The organism is Vibrio breoganii, assembly GCF_024346795.1.
Classification (GTDB): domain Bacteria; phylum Pseudomonadota; class Gammaproteobacteria; order Enterobacterales; family Vibrionaceae; genus Vibrio; species Vibrio breoganii.
Genome location: NZ_AP024864.1, coordinates 1241597 through 1258814 on the forward strand (window position 1 = coordinate 1241597; position 17218 = coordinate 1258814).

13 protein-coding genes are annotated in these 17218 nt (G+C 46.4%); 6 read left to right on the top strand and 7 right to left on the bottom strand.

The window, feature by feature from the left end; translation table 11 throughout:
• Positions 1-6 precede the first annotated feature (6 nt).
• On the bottom strand, positions 7-2337 hold the full coding sequence (locus OCU35_RS05825) for a YgiQ family radical SAM protein (protein WP_261825832.1): 2331 nt from the start codon (positions 2335-2337) through the stop codon (positions 7-9).
• 126 nt (positions 2338-2463) lie between these two features.
• Here OCU35_RS05825 and OCU35_RS05830 point away from each other — a divergent pair, with 126 nt between their 5' ends.
• The 3 genes from OCU35_RS05830 (at position 2464) to OCU35_RS05840 (ending at position 4694) form a co-directional block, all read left to right on the top strand.
• Positions 2464-3654 (top strand): BamA/TamA family outer membrane protein, encoded by a 1191-nt coding sequence (locus OCU35_RS05830; protein ID WP_261825833.1) that lies wholly within the window; start codon positions 2464-2466, stop codon positions 3652-3654.
• A 54-nt stretch (positions 3655-3708) separates the two neighbouring features.
• The gene (locus OCU35_RS05835) at positions 3709-4401 is read left to right on the top strand and encodes a hypothetical protein (protein WP_017028486.1); all 693 of its coding nucleotides are present in this window, start codon (positions 3709-3711) and stop codon (positions 4399-4401) included.
• 92 nt (positions 4402-4493) lie between these two features.
• The gene (locus OCU35_RS05840; RefSeq protein WP_017028485.1) at positions 4494-4694 is read left to right on the top strand and encodes a DUF4250 domain-containing protein; all 201 of its coding nucleotides are present in this window, start codon (positions 4494-4496) and stop codon (positions 4692-4694) included.
• A gap of 63 nt (positions 4695-4757) precedes the next feature.
• On the opposite strand, the gene OCU35_RS05845 is transcribed toward OCU35_RS05840, so the two are convergent.
• From OCU35_RS05845 to OCU35_RS05855, 3 genes are all read right to left on the bottom strand, one after another.
• The gene (locus tag OCU35_RS05845) at positions 4758-5297 is read right to left on the bottom strand and encodes a hypothetical protein (protein WP_017030522.1); all 540 of its coding nucleotides are present in this window, start codon (positions 5295-5297) and stop codon (positions 4758-4760) included.
• A gap of 203 nt (positions 5298-5500) precedes the next feature.
• Positions 5501-5998, bottom strand: a complete 498-nt coding sequence (locus OCU35_RS05850) for a response regulator (protein WP_017028483.1) — start codon at positions 5996-5998, stop codon at positions 5501-5503.
• A 14-nt stretch (positions 5999-6012) separates the two neighbouring features.
• Positions 6013-7920, bottom strand: coding sequence for an ATP-binding protein (locus tag OCU35_RS05855; RefSeq protein ID WP_261825834.1), 1908 nt, complete (start codon positions 7918-7920; stop codon positions 6013-6015).
• 164 nt (positions 7921-8084) lie between these two features.
• On the opposite strand from OCU35_RS05855, the gene OCU35_RS05860 reads away from it, so the two are divergent.
• On the top strand, positions 8085-9353 hold the full coding sequence (locus OCU35_RS05860; RefSeq protein WP_102443468.1) for a DUF945 family protein: 1269 nt from the start codon (positions 8085-8087) through the stop codon (positions 9351-9353).
• 148 nt (positions 9354-9501) lie between these two features.
• Positions 9502-10584, top strand: coding sequence for a 3-phosphoserine/phosphohydroxythreonine transaminase (gene serC, locus OCU35_RS05865; RefSeq protein ID WP_261825835.1), 1083 nt, complete (start codon positions 9502-9504; stop codon positions 10582-10584).
• 945 nt (positions 10585-11529) lie between these two features.
• On the opposite strand, the gene OCU35_RS05870 is transcribed toward serC, so the two are convergent.
• Positions 11530-12432, bottom strand: a complete 903-nt coding sequence (locus OCU35_RS05870; RefSeq protein WP_261825836.1) for a LysR family transcriptional regulator — start codon at positions 12430-12432, stop codon at positions 11530-11532.
• Positions 12433-12536: 104 nt separating this feature from the next.
• Here OCU35_RS05870 and OCU35_RS05875 point away from each other — a divergent pair, with 104 nt between their 5' ends.
• The gene (locus OCU35_RS05875) at positions 12537-13538 is read left to right on the top strand and encodes a zinc-binding alcohol dehydrogenase family protein (RefSeq protein WP_261825837.1); all 1002 of its coding nucleotides are present in this window, start codon (positions 12537-12539) and stop codon (positions 13536-13538) included.
• Positions 13539-13617: 79 nt separating this feature from the next.
• On the opposite strand, the gene cydC is transcribed toward OCU35_RS05875, so the two are convergent.
• Entirely contained in the window at positions 13618-15351 is a 1734-nt protein-coding gene (cydC, locus tag OCU35_RS05880; protein ID WP_065209938.1) for a heme ABC transporter ATP-binding protein/permease CydC, read from the bottom strand.
• Positions 15344-17116, bottom strand: a complete 1773-nt coding sequence (gene cydD, locus OCU35_RS05885) for a heme ABC transporter permease/ATP-binding protein CydD (protein ID WP_261825838.1) — start codon at positions 17114-17116, stop codon at positions 15344-15346. The genes cydC and cydD overlap by 8 nt, the downstream gene beginning before the upstream one ends.
• Between the last annotated feature and the right edge of the window lie 102 nt (positions 17117-17218).

The following is a 17218-nucleotide window of genomic DNA, read 5'->3' on the forward strand; positions in this document are numbered from 1 at the left end:
AGAGATCTATCTTTGACGACTAGGTTTCTTACCTGCCTTGGGCTTACCTGCATGTGGTCGGTTTTGCTGACCGCCTTTATTGTTCGCACCAGCCTTGCCTTGGGCATTACTTCCGTTAGCAGTGCTACCTTGGCTATTGCGGCCTTGGCCTGCATTACCTTGGGTGCTATTGCCGTTACGGCCTTGTCCTGGCTTCGCTTTGCCTCTTTGGTTTGGCTTGCGAATGTCTGGCTGGCTGTCGGTGTGCTTGGTTGCAAAGCGGTGTGCGCCGTGGCGTCCCGACTTGCGACGTTGTGCTGGCGTTTGTTTATCGAGATCTTCTTCTGGCACAAGACAGTTTGGCTTGTCACCAATAAGGTGTTTTTTACCCATGCTGATCAGCGCTTCGCGGATCATCGGCCAGTTGGCAGGATCGTGATAACGAAGCAATGCCTTGTGCAGGCGGCGCTGACGCTCACCCTTAGCTACAGGCACATCTTCACGCTGTTTATATTTAACGCGTTTCAGAGGGTTGGTCTCTGAGTAGTACATCGCTGTGGCGTTACACATAGGTGAAGGGTAAAAGTTCTGAACCTGATCGCACTCGTAGCTGTTTGATTTTAGCCATTGCGCAAGGTTCACCATATCCTCATCTTCTGTACCTGGGTGGGCAGAGATGAAGTAAGGGATCAGATACTGTTTTTTGCCTGCTTGTTGGCTGTACTTCTCGAACATTTCTTTGAAGCGGTCATAGGTGCCCATGCCCGGCTTCATCATTTTGTCTAGAGGACCTTTCTCTGTGTGCTCAGGAGCAATCTTCAGGTATCCGCCAACGTGGTGAGTCACCAACTCTTTGACGTACTCTGGAGATTCAATTGCCAAGTCGTAACGCACGCCAGAAGCAATCATCACCTTTTTAACGCCTGGCACCTTACGGGCAGCGCGGTAGAGATCAATGGTGTGCTTATGGTCTGTGTTGAGCTTGCTACAAATGCCTGGGAATACACAAGATGGGCGACGACAGGTTGCTTCAGCTTTTGGAATGCTACAGCCAAGGCGGTACATGTTCGCCGTTGGGCCGCCAAGATCAGAAATCGTGCCAGTAAATCCTGGAACCTTGTCTCTGATTTCTTCGAGTTCGTTAAGGATCGACTCTTGAGAGCGGTTTTGAATAATGCGCCCTTCATGCTCTGTAATAGAACAGAACGAGCACCCACCAAAACAGCCACGCATGATGTTAACCGAGGTTTTAATCATGTCGTAAGCAGGGATCTTTGCCTTGCCGTACATAGGGTGGGGTACACGCGCAAACGGTAGACCGAACACATAGTCCATCTCTTCTGTTGTCAGAGGAATAGGCGGTTGGTTTATCCATAGCTCACGATCGCCATGACGCTGTATTAGCGCTCGGCCTGAGTGAGGATTGGTTTCTAGATGCATCACGCGACTTGCGTGGGCATATAAGATTCTGTCGTTATGCAGCTTTTCATACGCAGGTATGCGAATGGCTGTGGTTTCCGAGTCATGGCGGCTAGGGCGCACTACTACAGGTTCAGCCTTAACTTCGGTTTGCTCTGAGGTTTTATCACTGCAGTTGGTTTCGACTTCGTAAGGGTTAGTCGGTACGAAGGCTTTGCCTGGTTTTTCTATGCGTGACGAATCGATGATCTTAAATTGCTCTGGCGCTTGCGCTAGGTTTACCGCTGTGCCACGAATGTTGGTCATTTGTGCAATATCTTCACCGTCAGCAAGACGATGTGCTACCTCGATAAGGGCACGTTCAGCGTTACCAAACAGAAGAAGGTCTGCCTTGGCATCGAAGATGACTGAGCGACGCACTTTATCTGACCAGTAGTCATAGTGCGCGATACGGCGAAGACTTGCCTCGATACCACCAAGCACAATCGGTGTGCCTTTGAAGGCTTCACGGCAGCGCTGAGAATACACTAAGGTCGCACGATCAGGGCGCTTTCCCCCCTCATTATTAGGGGTGTAGGCATCATCGTGACGCAATTTTCTATCCGCAGTGTAGCGGTTGATCATTGAATCCATGTTGCCAGCGGTAATACCAAAGAATAGGTTTGGTTTACCGAGCGTCATGAAGTCGTCTTTGTTGTTCCATCGCGGTTGAGCAATGATACCAACACGAAAGCCTTGAGCTTCTAGAAGTCGCCCAATGATAGCCATACCAAAGCTTGGATGGTCCACATAGGCATCGCCAGTGACGATAATAATGTCACAACTGTCCCATCCTAGAGCGTCCATTTCTTTGCGACTGGTTGGCAAGAATGGTGCGGTTCCGAAACACTCAGCCCAATATTTTTTGTATTGGTGGATTGGAGTAATAGTGTTGTGCATTTTTTGACCTCTTTTGAGCAAGCGGTGCATTATAGCGATTAGTTTTAAGGTTAGCTAGCAGAAGCCAGAATTTTATATATACTCAGTAAATAGTCTTTAAATTTCAGATATATAAGAGTCCCTTTTATGTGTAAGCCTATTCGTCAACTCTCCTATCTATTGGCGCTCAGTGGCTCTGTTTTCAATACTGCTCATGCAGTCAGTTTCACTGACCCCGTCGATGGTATGTTTGATATGGGCGAATATCTAGCTGAAAACGCCTACGGATTTCTGCCTATCCCAGTAATTATAACCGAACCTGCGGTGGGCTATGGCTTCGGCGTGATAGGGATGTTTTTGCACGAAACAGAAGAGCAAAAAGAGAAACGTCGTAAACTCGCGATGGAATCTATCGATGGGGGCGCGCAGCTTATTCCTCCGGCAGTCACTGTAGCGGGTGGAGCGGCGACTGAAAACGGGACTTGGTTTGCTCTGTTAGGACATAGACGAGTGTGGAAACAAGACTCTATTCGTTATATGGGCGGAGTCGGCTTTGGTACGGCAATTATGGAGTTCTATCCTTTCTCCAATAGTGGTGGTCCTCTGCAAGATGTAGGTGTTGAGCTTGAAACGGAAGGTTATGGCGGCATGCAAAAACTTCAGTTTAGGGTGGCAGACACTAAATTGTTTTTGGGTATACAGCAGTTCTACGCGGATAGTGAGTTAAGGCTCAAGAATAATTCTGGGATTGGTTCGGACAGTTATACCCTTGCCGAGACACGCTCTTCAGGTTTGGGGTTTAACCTTGAATATGACGCAAAAAATAGCTTTTTTTATCCAACCGAGGGCTGGGACTTTATTGCTGAATACCTCTGGTATAGAGAAGGCATTGGCAGTGATAACGATTACGAGACCTTTTTGGCCTCAAGTACCGCGTATGTACCCATAGCGAACAATTGGACTCTGGCTTTTGCCGTTGAATACAACTCACTGACAACGGATGAGACCTCCTTACCACCACTCGCTTATCCCGATATTTCCCTTAGAGGTATCCCGGTGAACCGCTATCAAGGTAACTACACTAGCTCTTATCAAACGCAGGTCATGTGGCAGTTTACTCCACGCTGGAGTGTATCTGTGTTTGGCGGCGTTGGAGGCAACAGTGGCGTTGGCCGATCTAATGAAGGGGCATCGGCCATGTTTGACGACATGAAGTGGGCGTATGGTACGGGCTTTCGTTATCTCATAGCTAGACGCTATGGCGTTCATATGGGAATGGATTTTGGCTTTAGTGAAGAAGACAGTGCGTTCTATTTTAATGTTGGCACGGGATTGTAATCACGCTAGGGGAGGTTACACTACTTCCCCTCATTGTTTTTGATTGATGACACTATGGACACCTACGCTCAGCTATCGATACATATCTTCTTGCCTATGGCTATTGGCGCCTTAGCGATTTTGATTCTGGCCTTAACCAAGGGTGAGATTTGCCCTGGACAAAGAGGTCGCCTGCACAAGCAACTGCCTATTATTGCCTGCTTATTCTTTGTTGGTGGCGGCGCTATGCCAGCGTTTATTGTCCCAGCTGCGCTTCTTGTGTACTTCTCAGTTCAAACCAAAACGGGCAAAACGCGCGACAGTGGCCCGCTGTTTTTACTAATGTTGGCAGGCGTATCCGCATGCCTATTCTGGATATTATCCATAGTGAATAGTGAGCCTAGATTTGTCCTTGGTTCATTGAGTATTGCAATGGGTGAGGTGATCTTCTTAGGCGCGGTTTTAGGTCATCTTCTTATGATCAGAGCGAAGACCCGCCTTCAAGCTTTCCATACACTGCTGCCTGTTGCTGGTATTGCTTCGGCCATGCTGCTTGTGCTCTCGGTATTGGTTCAGGCTCATTGGGCTTGGAGTGAACAAAGCGAGGTTGTTATATCGGTGATTAGCTTTTCCTTCCCGCTATTACTCACCGCTATCCTTGTGTGGAGTTGGCATCTGTTTCGCTCATCGACCGTGAATCAGTATCAAGTCTTGGTGGCGAGTGCATTAGGAATTAGCGGTAGCTATCTGCTACTTCCTTTGTTTTGACAAAATTTTGCCATTGATCACTGTCAAACGACTGGTTTACAACTAATCTTGTAAGAGAGGTTTTTGGGAGCAGTTCGTCTGAGAGGTGACACATGGATCTAAGTAACATCAAACGCTGGGACAGTAATATCCTGCTGAGTATCGTTAACGAGAAGCTGCGCTTAGAGTGCGACAGCATTGAAGAGTTAGCGAGTATGTACGAAATTGACGCAAACAGCTTGGCAGACAAGCTAAGCGGTGTGGGCTATCAATATGACCCACTGACTAATCAGTTTAAATCTCACGAGTTCTAGAAACTAAAACATTACCTATAAAAATGGCTACCCTAGGGTAGCCATTTTTTGTATTAGGACGCTCTAGAATACAAAGCGAGTGGTCAGCATGAACTGATCACCGTAGAAGTCATTAATTTTGCCTTCTAAGCCTAGAGAGAAAAGCTCTGTGGCGTGGAATCGACCATAAACGCTACCAATCCAGTCGTCATTGCTGTCGATAGTCACGTAACCTACGTTACCACCTAGCTCAAATTGTGGACCTAACCATTGACGCCAGCCAAGGTTCACTTCCATACCTAGGTCGTTGTCAAACTTATTGTTGTCTACAACGCGAAGTAACATTTGACCTGTGATGTCAGCCCAGTTTGTTACAGGAGCATGGAATCCAAGACCGGTACGAAGGTTGTAATCACTTTCAAACTCAGAATCGATGGTTGCTACAAAGTGCGCGTTAGGGTGAATCGCTTTACTAAAGCCAGCACCGAAAGTCAGCGGAGCCATACCAATGCGCGCTTCAAAGTAGTCGTAATTAAAGTTGCTCATAACAGCAGGGCTGTTTGCAAAGGTGGCGCCAGAAAAAGTCGCTGCTACAGCAAGTGCAGCACAGGCTAATTTACGCATAATGATTGATAACCTACTTAGTGGAAATTGTTAGTCCTTGGCTCTAAGAGAGTAAACTCTCGTAGTCATCATGCACTATGTGAATGATTTGCCTTTTATAATGCTGACCATATTAATGTAACCAGACTATTACCTCCACTAAAACAGGGGGTTATATACGCTAAATTTCTGTCAATTTTCACAAAGCTAGTGCTTTCGCACGTTTATTCACCGAATTGAGTGCGTTTTTCCGAAACGGCCTGCAATATTTTGGCGGTATCTAAGAAACGAGCCCATTGCATTGGTTCCTCCGCAGTCTCTATTACGTAGCGCGTTAGGTGCTCAGTAACGATGTCGACAAGCTCCGCTTTCTTCCATGGCTTAGCAATATAGAAATCTAAACAGTGGTGATTGACGGCATTGACGGTGTCGTTGAGATCGGCTTGCCCGGTGAGAAGTAATTTTTTGCAGGCTTTTGTGGCTGCGTTTTGATGCAGTTCGATAAGAAAATCGACACCGGTTTCTTCTGGCATGATGTGGTCGCACAAGATCATCGCTAAAGGGGTGCCTTCTGCTTGATATTCAGCAATGACTTCACGCGCCTCCGAGACTGATTCGGCCGCTTCAATTTCGCAGAATTCTGCAAACGATTTAAGGTCACGAACCACACTTTCTAAGACGTCTCTCTCATCATCGACACACAAAATTAATAGCTTGTTCATTCATTCCCTCATTTTCACGTTGATTGCGGTATAAACGGCAGACGAACAATCATCTGCGTTCCTTCCCCGATGGTTGATGCTACGGAGATGCTGCCTTGGTGCTGGTGGACTATTTGCTGGCACACGGACAACCCTATGCCTAAGCCAAAGTCACCTTGTTTCTTGGTGGTAAAGTTAAGTTCAAAAATACTCTCGAGCTGTTCTGATTCAATGCCAGACCCGTTGTCTTGAAATACGATCTCTATTTGCTGTTTATCTGCATCTAATGCGCTGTGAATACTGAGTTTCCCATTGTTATCCATCGCATCTAGGGCGTTGGAAATTAGGTTGGTCCATACCTGCTGCAGCGCAATGGGGCGGCAAAATGTGGGGGCGATTGAGTGGTAATCTCGCTCCACGGTGATGTTTTTCAATCGGTTCTCAAAGATGACCAAGGTATCCTCAATACCTTCGTGTATATCGACTTTCTGTGTTGATTCTTCATCTGAGCGCGCATAGCTTTTTAGGCTTTTCACCATGTCGGCAATGCGTTGTGAGCACACATTTATCGACCGCAAAGTGGTGCCAGCAGTGTAATAGTGCTCGAGTTGCGCCAAGATTTTATCAATGTCTTGATGGGCCAAGATGCTATCGATTTGCTCTTCAAGGCCCATGTTGACCACCATCTTGGCTTGCTGTTTGGTCTGCATCTTACTGGCGATAGCTTTGGATTTTTGTCTAAGCTGAACGGTCGAGATGGGGTTAGAGCGTAATGCTCGCTCGAGCACTTGCTTGCCGAGGACTTTGCTGGTCGGTTCAAACTCTTCGGTGTCCTGGCTAATTTCGTGAATTAGGGTATCGGAGCTTCGCAAAATAGCCGCAATAGGGTTATTGAGCTCGTGGGCAACGCCGGCAACCAATTGCCCTAGAACCACCATCTTTTCATTTTCAACCAACTGAGTTTGCGCAGCTTCAAGGGACTCGAAGGTATGCTGCAACTGCAGTTTTGTGTGAATGCTACGCTGCAATCGACGGTTGAAGTGACGCAAGAGTAAGTTGGTGAATAAGGGAAGCAGGGCACTGTTTGAATGCATGACTTCAGTAAAGGTGGTTTTGCTGAGCTTGATAACTTGGGTTTGGCTTAAGGTCAGTGCGGTTGAAAAGGACTTTTCTCCGGTCACAAATGACATACCGCCGATAATGCCGCCCTTGCCGTGGCGAACCACCTCGCGTCGCTTGCCATGTTCATCTCGTTTGTATAACGCAACCTCCCCCTTGGTAATAAACCAGAGAAATTGGTTTGGTTCTCCCTCTTTGGTCAATAGGTGAGAAGGAGAGTATCGACGAATAGCACGTGATTCATCGCTTTTTGCAAAGAAGGCTTCTAGTGCGTTGCATACCTTTTCCGATAACTCGTCATCACTAATGGAATGATAATCACGGATAAAATCACTGCGGTAGGCGTGAATGCGCTTATCTATATGAGCTCGGATGATTTTTTGGCTATCTAAGACGGAGCCATAAGGTAACCAGTCTATTTTAGGCTGATTAACGATAAATTCAGTGAGCTCTTTCTTGATTATCTGAGTGGTATTTTCAAGTTGCAGTGGGTGAGTAAAACAGTGGTCTAACCGTCCTTCATTGACTGCTGTAATCACACTTTCTAATTGGTTGGCATCACAGGTCAGTATTTTGCGACAGTGTGGGTAGTGAGGTTCGAGATCAACCAGCAGTTGTGACGCGCTAGTATTGAGGGATTCTGTGGCGATAACCATGGCCAGTTCTTGGCGCTCGACACGAATTTCCTCTAGGCATGCATAAGCATCACGAACGTTTTTCGCGAACAGAGGTCTAAACTTGCGCTCATAGGGTTTGAGAGCAAGCTCCAATATTGATAGAGAGTTTGGATCGTCTTCGATACAAAGAACGCAATATTGAGTCATAATCAACCCATCTTTTTATTGCACTGTAACAATTTTAATCTAACTCAAATGAGAGCCAGTTAAAGTTATGTCAGTAAAGCGAAAATATCCTAGAAAATACTGATTTATCTCAATTTTATCTGTATAAAAGAGAGTAGACGTGCAAACACAGAATTTATAAGAATATGCGACAATTAAAATCAATAGCCGCAGTAGGCGGTGCAGTAGCCCTTATCGGTATCTGGCCTTTGGCCGTAGGTCACATTGGACAAACCATAGTGACGGATGGTATTCAAAACTTTGACAATCAAGACATCAAGGTAGAACTAGAAGAGTACGATAGAGGCTATCTAAGCTCTGTGGCTAAGACGCTAGTCACCGTAATTGATCCGCAAGCTGTGGCTCAGCTGAATGCTTACGGCTGGCCGACACAGTATGAGCTGGTACACAATATTAATCATGGGATGTTGAGCCTAAGTGGCGAGACTTTCTATTCTCAAATGCCTGAGCTTAAGCTTCTCACTAATACTCAACTTAATGGTAATACTGAGTTTTCTACCAACGTGAAAGCGCAGCAATTTGATATCGCCGGTAGCGAGCCAATGACCGCACTGTTGGGCGCACTAGATATCGAAGGCTCTGTGACAGTATTGGGCGAGCTTGAATATCAATTAACTATGCCTTCTCTTGAATTTGACTATGACAGCGGCGCTATGATTCGCTTTGACGGCTTAGCAAGCAGTGGTGAAGGTAAGGTAGAGCAAGGGCTTTGGATGGGCGAGCAAACCCTTTCTCTAGATAGCTTTGTGGTTAATGACTATGAGGGTGTCAACCTAGTGGAAATGGGCGGCTTGAGCTATCAATTCCAAACCAGCCAAGACGAAACGGCACAAACTCTGCAAGGGGATTATCAATTGACTCTGCAGGAGTTTAAAAACCATGATGGTGAGGCTAAAAACCTAAGCCTAAGCTTTACGGCTGGCGGTTTTGATAAATCTGCGTTCTTGGATTTGTCTGAGATGTACCAAAATAGCCCGGTATGGACAGAGCAAGATACCGCTAAAGCACTGCCTAAAGTGGATGAGTTGCTGGCGAAGGGTTTCTTCATGTCTTTGAATAAATTCAGCGTTGATGTGGACGAAGGTCACTTTGAGTCAAACTGGAATATGAACCTGCCTTCGGGTGAGGCAAACACATCGAAAGATTTCCTACAGCTTATCGAACTGTTGCAAGGGGATATGAATGCCTTTGTTTCTAGTGACTTGGTGATGGCTTATCCTTTCATTCAAGAAAACCTAGATGAACTGTTAATCATGGAAGTGGCATCGCAGACTGATGATGGTTACAAAATGTCTTTGCAGTTGAAAGACGGAAAGATACTGTTCTCTAACGGCAAAGAAGTGCCGGTAATGTCGTTATTGCTGCCAATGTTGATGCCACAACAAGCACAGTAAAACCAATTACCTACAGAAAAAAAAGCCATAGTTTGGTCCTTTATACCAACTATGGCTTTTTTATATCAAAATGAGACTTAAATCTTGTTTTAAGCTGGGGTATAGTCATTGAAAACATTGATTGAATCACTTGGAGTAAGTAAACGAAATGGACGCCATTTATAACTTTAGTGCCGGACCTGCTGGCCTACCAAAAGCCGTGATGGAATTAGCTCAGAAAGAGTTTGTTGACTGGAACGGTATGGGCCGCTCAGTGATGGAAATTAGCCATCGCAGTAAAGAGTTTATTGCAGTAGCGGAAGCTGCCGAGCGCGACCTACGCGAATTACTTCAAGTGCCAAGCAATTATAAAATCTTGTTCTGTCAGGGCGGGGCTCGCGCTCAGTTCTCTGCAGTGCCAATGAACCTTCTCGGTCAAGCTACTAAGGCGTGTTACGTTGACGGTGGTTACTGGGCAAACAGTGCTATTGCAGAAGCGAATAAGTATTGTGAGGTTCAGATTGTTGACGCTAAAACTGAACGTGATGGTAAGGCCGCGATTGCGCCTGCGGCATCTTGGCCTATCGATGATGACGCCGCATACGTGCACTACTGCCCAAATGAAACCATTGATGGCATCGAGATCAATGACCTTCCGGTGACTGATAAACCTATCGTTGCGGATATGTCATCGACGATTTTGTCTCGCCAGATCGATGTGAGTAAGTTTGGCGTTATCTATGCCGGAGCACAGAAGAACATCGGTCCTGCGGGCATTACACTGGTGATTGTTCGTGATGATTTACTGGATCTGGCCAGTGACATCTTGCCGAGCACGCTAAGCTACAAACTGCTCGATGAGAAAGAGTCTATGTACAACACGCCACCAACGTACGCTTGGTATTTGTCTGGATTGGTGTTCAAGTGGCTAAAATCCATCGGCGGTATCGCTGAGATGGAAAAACGTAACCGCAACAAGGCGGCAGCCCTGTACAAGGCAATAGATGACTCTGCTTTCTACAAGAATGATGTTCATCCAGATAACCGTTCATTGATGAATGTACCTTTCCAATTGGCAAAACCAGAGCTTGATGCTTTGTTCCTAGAGCAAGCGGAAGCGAAAGGCCTAGTGGCGTTAAAAGGCCACAGAGCCGTGGGCGGCATGCGCGCTTCTATCTATAATGCAATGACAGAAGAAGGCGTAAATGCGCTGGTTGCGTTTATGAGTGAGTTTGAGAAAGCGAATAGCTAATAACTGAAAATTGGAAGGAAAGTCTCTTGGTATTAACCGGGCTTTCCGTTAGCCGTCATACTGGAAAATACGAAGTATTTATCCAGTATCTTGGGGAGTGCACAACTCAACTATGTGCTCACTAAGATCCTGAATCAAGTTCAGGATGACGGTTATTTCGGCTTTCGTAGTGACAACGGTTCTCTTCTAAATAACTCGTCCTGAATCCACGTCATACTGGAAAATACGAAGTGTTTATCCAGTATCTTGGGGAGTGCATAACTTAACTATGTGCTCACTAAGATCCTGAGTCAAGTTCAGGATGACGGCTATTTCGGCTTTGGTAATGACAACTATATTCTTCTGAATAACTCACCCTAAAATCCACGTCATATTGGAAAATACGAAGTATTTGTCTAGTATCTTGGGGAGTGCATTACTCAACTATGTGCTCACTAAGATCCTGAATCAAGTTCAGGATGACGGTTATTTCAGTTTTTGTAATGACAACTACATTTTTCTAAACAACTCACACTAAATCCGCGTCATACTGGAAGATACGAAGTGTTTATCTAGTATCTTGGGGAGTGCATAACTCAACTATGTGCTCACGAAGATCCTGAATCAAGTTCAGGATGACGGCTATTTCGGGTTTGGTAATGACAACTACATTCTTCTGAATAACTCAGCCTAAATCCACGTCATCTGGGAAATACGAAGTATTTATCCAGTATCTTGGAGAGTGCATAGCTCAACTATGTGCTCACTAAGATCCTGAATCAAGTTCAGGATGACGGCAATTTCAGGTTTCGTAGTGACAACGGCTCTCTTTTAAATAACTCACCCTAAATCCACGTCATACTGGAAAATACGAAGTATTTATCCAGTATCTTGGGGAGTGAATAACTTAACAATGTGCTCACTTAGATCCTGAATCAAGGTCAGGGTGACGGTTTTTCGTTTCTATCAGCTGAGGGCTTTCAGCCTAGTTTGCAGAAACTCTTTCAGGGCTTTCACCAAGCCGCTGAACTGACTGCGATCAGTAAAAATCATATACAATGGGGCGTGCTCGCCGCGCCACTGTTGCGCTAGAGTCATTAAGCGACCCTCTCTAATATCTTTCAGTACATCCAGTCGTGATTTATACGCCACACCATGTCCGTTGAGTGCCCATTGGCGCACCATTTGCCCATCGCTGGTTTTGCGATTTCCGTTTACCTTAACCACCAATTGTTGCTGAGATTCATGCTGAATAAAGTGCCAACGATTGTGCAGTTTTTGATTTAGGGCGAAGCATAGGCAGTTGTGCTGCTGGAGATCCTCTGGTTGTGTGATTTTAGGATGTGACTCTATGTATTCAGGAGAGGCGCACAAAATTCGATAGTTTTCTTTATACAGGGGTATGGCAATCATGTTGGAGTCTTCAGGTTCTCCAATGCGCAGAGCCACATCGACATTTTGCTCGTAGAGGTCGGCGTAGCTGTCGGAAAGATGCACGTGCACCGATACCTTAGGGTGCAGAGCCAAAAACTCATCGATGAGCGGCATAATGACACCTCGACCCGTATCTGAGGGCATAGAGAGATTGATATTGCCGGCTAACTCTTGATCTTTTTCCGTTAATTCATCGATACCTTGCTCAAAGATAAGCATGGCTTGCTGACAGCGAGGCAGAAATAACTCTCCTTGAGGAGAGAGTCTTAGCTTTCTAGTGGAGCGAATAAACAGCGGGACCTCGAGCTCTGTTTCTAATCTTTGAATCGTGCGACTAATGGCAGCTGGAGTTTGGTCTAAACTACGAGCAGCAGCGGAAAGGCTGCCGAGCTTTGCGGTTTCAAGGAAGACTTTAATATCATGCAGTGATTTCATTTTTAACTTTTTGTAAAAAGTGTTTTGAGCGAAGCTTAGTTTTTCAAACTAAACGTGTCAATTAAACTGGTTGTATATAGCGGAATCAATCTGGAGAGCAAACAATGAAGGCAGTTGGATATCAAGTAAACCTACCTATCGACAATGAAGCGTCACTACAGGACATCACGCTCGATAAACCCAATGCAGCAGGCAAGGATCTACTTGTTAAGGTGCAGGCTATTTCCGTCAACCCAGTAGACACCAAAATACGCGCCAATGTGGCTCCAGAGTCCGGCTATAAAGTGATCGGTTGGGATGCGGTGGGTATTGTCGAAGAGGTAGGTGATCAAGTGTCTTTGTTTAACGTTGGTGACCTTGTTTGGTATGCAGGGGATCTTACGCGCTCTGGTACCAATGCTGAATTTCAATTAGTGGATGAGCGCATTGCCAGTCTAGCTCCAACTTCCGTGAGCGTGTCTCAGGCTGCAGCCTTGCCTTTGACTACGTTAACCGCTTGGGAGATGTTGTTTGACCGCCTAAAAGTTAATACAGAAGCAAATCAAAGCATTCTTATCATCGGCGCTGCGGGCGGGGTAGGTTCAATTATGGTCCAGCTAGTGAAAAAGCTCACTAACTTGAAGGTGATAGCGACCGCTTCGCGTCCTGCCTCTGTGGAGTGGCTAAAACAGCTTGGCGCAGATCAGGTGATTGATCACAACCAATCCATGAGTGAGCAACTTGGGATGAATGATTGTGTCGATTATGTGGTGAGTCTAAACAATACCGAACAGCACATGCCTGAAGTTATGAAGGTCATAAAGCCACAAGGTCAATTTGGCTTGATTGATGACCCTTCGTCTTTTGATATTCGAGCGCTTAAACCAAAGAGTGTGTCCTTGCACTGGGAGTTTATGTATACCCGCTCGATGTTTGAAACCGACGACATGCAAAAGCAGCATGAGATCTTAGCAAAGGTGGCAACAATGATCGACTCTGGAGAGGTGAAAACCACTCTAGGAGAGCACTTTGGCGCGATCAACGCGACAAATCTGAAGCGAGCACATGCGCTTTTAGAGTCTCAAAAAGCACGCGGAAAGATAGTGCTGGAAGGCTTTAACGACTAAATAGTGGTAAGTAAAAAGCCCCGCAGCGTTTACGTTGCGGGGCTTTTTGTTGGTTAGTCCAAAGTCTGCGACTAATCCACTAGATCGCTTGATGCAATTGGAAATAGCGCCCTTTTTGTTTTAAAAGCTCGCTGTGCTCGCCTTGTTCTACTAGCTTGCCTTGCTCAAGTACCACAACATTATCCATCTTACTTAGGCCTACCAGACGGTGGGTTACAAAGACCACGGTTTTGTCTTGATAGTGCTGCTCGAGTAGCGACATGATTTGTGACTCAGTAGAGCGATCTAGGCCTTCTGTAGGTTCGTCGAGTAGAAGGATAGGGGCGTTGTGCAATACGGCGCGAGCGATACCGATACGGCGTTTCTCGCCGCCAGAGAGTTGTCTTCCGCCATCGCCTAGCCATTGATCAAGCCCAGGTGCATCCATCAAGTACTCAAGGCCAACTTTTGATAGCGTTCCGGCTAATTCACTGTCGTCGGCATCAGATTTTGCAATTAATAGGTTGTCGCGCAAGGTGCCGTTTAACACATCAACACGCTGGCTCACTACCGAGATAAGTCTGCGAAGCTCTGATTCAGAGAGCTCGGTCAGTGCCTGTCCGCCAATCTTGATATCACCTTGCTGAACATCCCAGTAGCGGGTCAGCAATTGAAGCAGCGTTGATTTACCACTGCCGGTTTTACCGAGAATGGCAAGCTTACTGCCTGCTGGCACGCTCAGTGATAGATTGTCTACAGCAAGGGGTGCATTGCTTTCGTAGGCAAATGAAATATCGCTAAACTCGACGGCAACTTTATTATTAGTACCGATGACTTTGTTGTTGGTATAGGTAGGGAATTGTACATCAGGCTCAGCGCCGATGATCTCATTGAGACGTCGTGCAGATGCCAGCGTTTGCCCTAGGTATTGGAACGCCCCAGCAATCGGCATTAATAACTCTACACTGGCTAGGGTTGCAAATACCACCAGAGCGATAAGTGGGCTAGGTACAGATCCGCCAATTCCGTCTGCTGACATCCATAAGATCAGCAGTAGCGTCATGCCATTGGCCAATAACAGTAAAGCGTTGGCAAGACCGGTAATATGAGCGTTGACTGCCTGATTGCTCATCAGTGCCATTTGCGCTTGGTCGATCTTTTCTCTGTAGCGTTTTTCCGCGCCAAATAATAAAAGCTCGCTGTGGCCTTCAACCCAATCTAGAGCGCGGATACGAAGGTCTGCGCGGTTTTGCGTCAGTCTATGCCCATTACCCTTACCCAATTTATAAAAGAGTACAGGCCAGATCAAAACAAGAGCCATCAAGATAGCGCCAAGTGTTAGACCGATATCACTATCAAACCACACCAAGAAACCCGTTAGGCAGGTGATACCTAGAATGCTGAGTATTACTGGGCTTACAAGACGCAGGTAGACGTGGTCCATGGCTGATACATCCGCGACTAAGCGGTTGAGCAGGTCGGCATCACGCAATCCACCCACACGACCAGGGATCAGCGGGGTGAGTTTCTCATAGAAGTAAACACGCAAATCCGTAAGCAGCTTAAAGGTTGCGTTGTGTGACACGACGCGCTCGCCCCAACGACCAGCAGTACGACCCATAGCAAGGCCACGAACGCCGCCACCAGGAAGCATGTAGTTGAAGGTTTCTCGGGCTATAGTGAGTCCTGCCACAGCAGCAGCGGACAAAAACCAGCCAGATAAAGTCAGTAGACCGATAGAAGCAAATAGGGTAAGAAAGCCCAAAATCATGCCTAGGGATAGACCAAACCAATGCTTTTTATACAGTTTGAGGTAGGGAAGTAACTCACGCATCGATATCGCCTCCTAGTGTTTGCTGCTGATTCAGCATCGCCTTGAAGGTGCCTTGATGTTCTAGTTCGCTGTAGCTACCTTGCTGAGTAAGCGCGCCATTTTCCAACACTAATATTTGATCCATTTGCTGCAGGTTACTTAATTGGTGAGTGACCATAAGCGCAGTTTTATTCACTAGAGCCGATTGCAGGCTCTCATTGATTAACGATTCGCTGCGTGCATCCAAGCTAGCGGTAGGCTCATCAAGCAGCCAAAATTGGCCATCTTGTAATAAGGCGCGGGCTAGCGCGATACGCTGAGCTTGGCCTACAGACAGGCCTCCAGAGCGATCCGAAATGGCATGATCTAGACCCAGTTTATCGATAAATTCATCGGCGTGAGCCTGTTTGATTTTGTCTTGTAACTCTTGCGAGCTAAAGGTTTTCTCAGCAAGGTTAAGGTTCTCGGCAATGGTGCCATGAACCAGTAATGGGTTTTGACCTACCCAGCTCACCATTGAACGGTAGCTGTTGAGATCAACCTCAGATAACTCTGTGCCATTAATGGTTAGACTGCCTTGGTAAGGAAGAAATCCAAGAAGGGCGTTCATTATTGAGGTTTTACCTGCGCCGCTTGGGCCTACCAAAGCTGTTTTCTTGCCCGTTTCTAGAGTGAAGCTGACAGGGCCAACCAATACCTTGCCTTCTGTGCTGGTAACGATTAAATCAGAGGCTGTTATCACGCAGTTTTCTTCACTAGTGATAACCTGCTTGTTGTTCTCTTGTTTAGGCTCTTCAATATTCAAGAAATCAACAATGCTTTCTGCCGCACCAATCGCTTGCTGCTTGGCGTGATAAAAGGTGCCAAGGTCGCGAAGAGGTTGGTAGAACTCGGGTGCGAGTATCAAGATGAACAAGCCTGTAAATAGGGTAACGCTGGTGCCATAGTGGCCAAAGTTAAGCTCACCGATAAAGGTGAAACCAAAATAAACCGCGGTGAGGGCAATGGAGATTGAAGTGAAGAACTCTAATACCGCAGAAGACAAAAATGCGATCTTCAATACGCTCATCGTGCGCTCGCGAAACACCTCTGACGCAGCATGTAACTGTTCTTTTTCATCTCTTGCACGGTCGAATAAACGAATGGTTGTCATCGCTTGCAAGCGGTCATAAAAATGCCCTGACAAGCGTTGCAGTGCTTTGAAGTTTTTACGGTTTGCATCGGCGGCTTTCTTGCCAACCAGTGCCATGAAAAACGGAATGAGCGGTGCGGTGATCAAAAATATCAGTCCGCTGACCCAATTGAGTGGGAATACCACCACCAAGATCATAAAAGGAACTAGTGCAGAGAGTGCCATTTGCGGTAGGTATTTTGCGAAGAAATCTTGCATCTCTTCTACCTGCTCGATCAGCATGGTTCCCCACGCGCCTGCGGTTTTACCTTTGATATGGCCAGGCCCCAAGCGACGCATTTTATCGACCACTAAGCCTCTGATATAGATGCGAACCTGTTCGCCACTTCTGTACCCTGCAATCTCTCTGCCCCAAGCGAGGGCGCTGCGCAGTATTACTGTCGCTCCAAGGCCAATGAAGTGAGGGACTAAATCATACTTGTCGGTATGTTCAATGATGAGGCTATGTAGGATCTGAGCGATGAGTGAGGCTTGAATGATGAGCGCAACGGCAGAAGCAACTCCTGCGACAACTGTCAGGGTCAACCATCGCTTTGCTAGCTTACTTTGCTGTTTAAGCCAGCGGCTCAACTCGCCTTGGGTTTTCTTATCCATGAATATGATTAAATGCGAATAATTTTGATTTGGGAGAGTATATCGAAAAAGGTCCACAGATGTACTCTGTGGACGCTAAGATTTCAATATGAGAGGCAATTA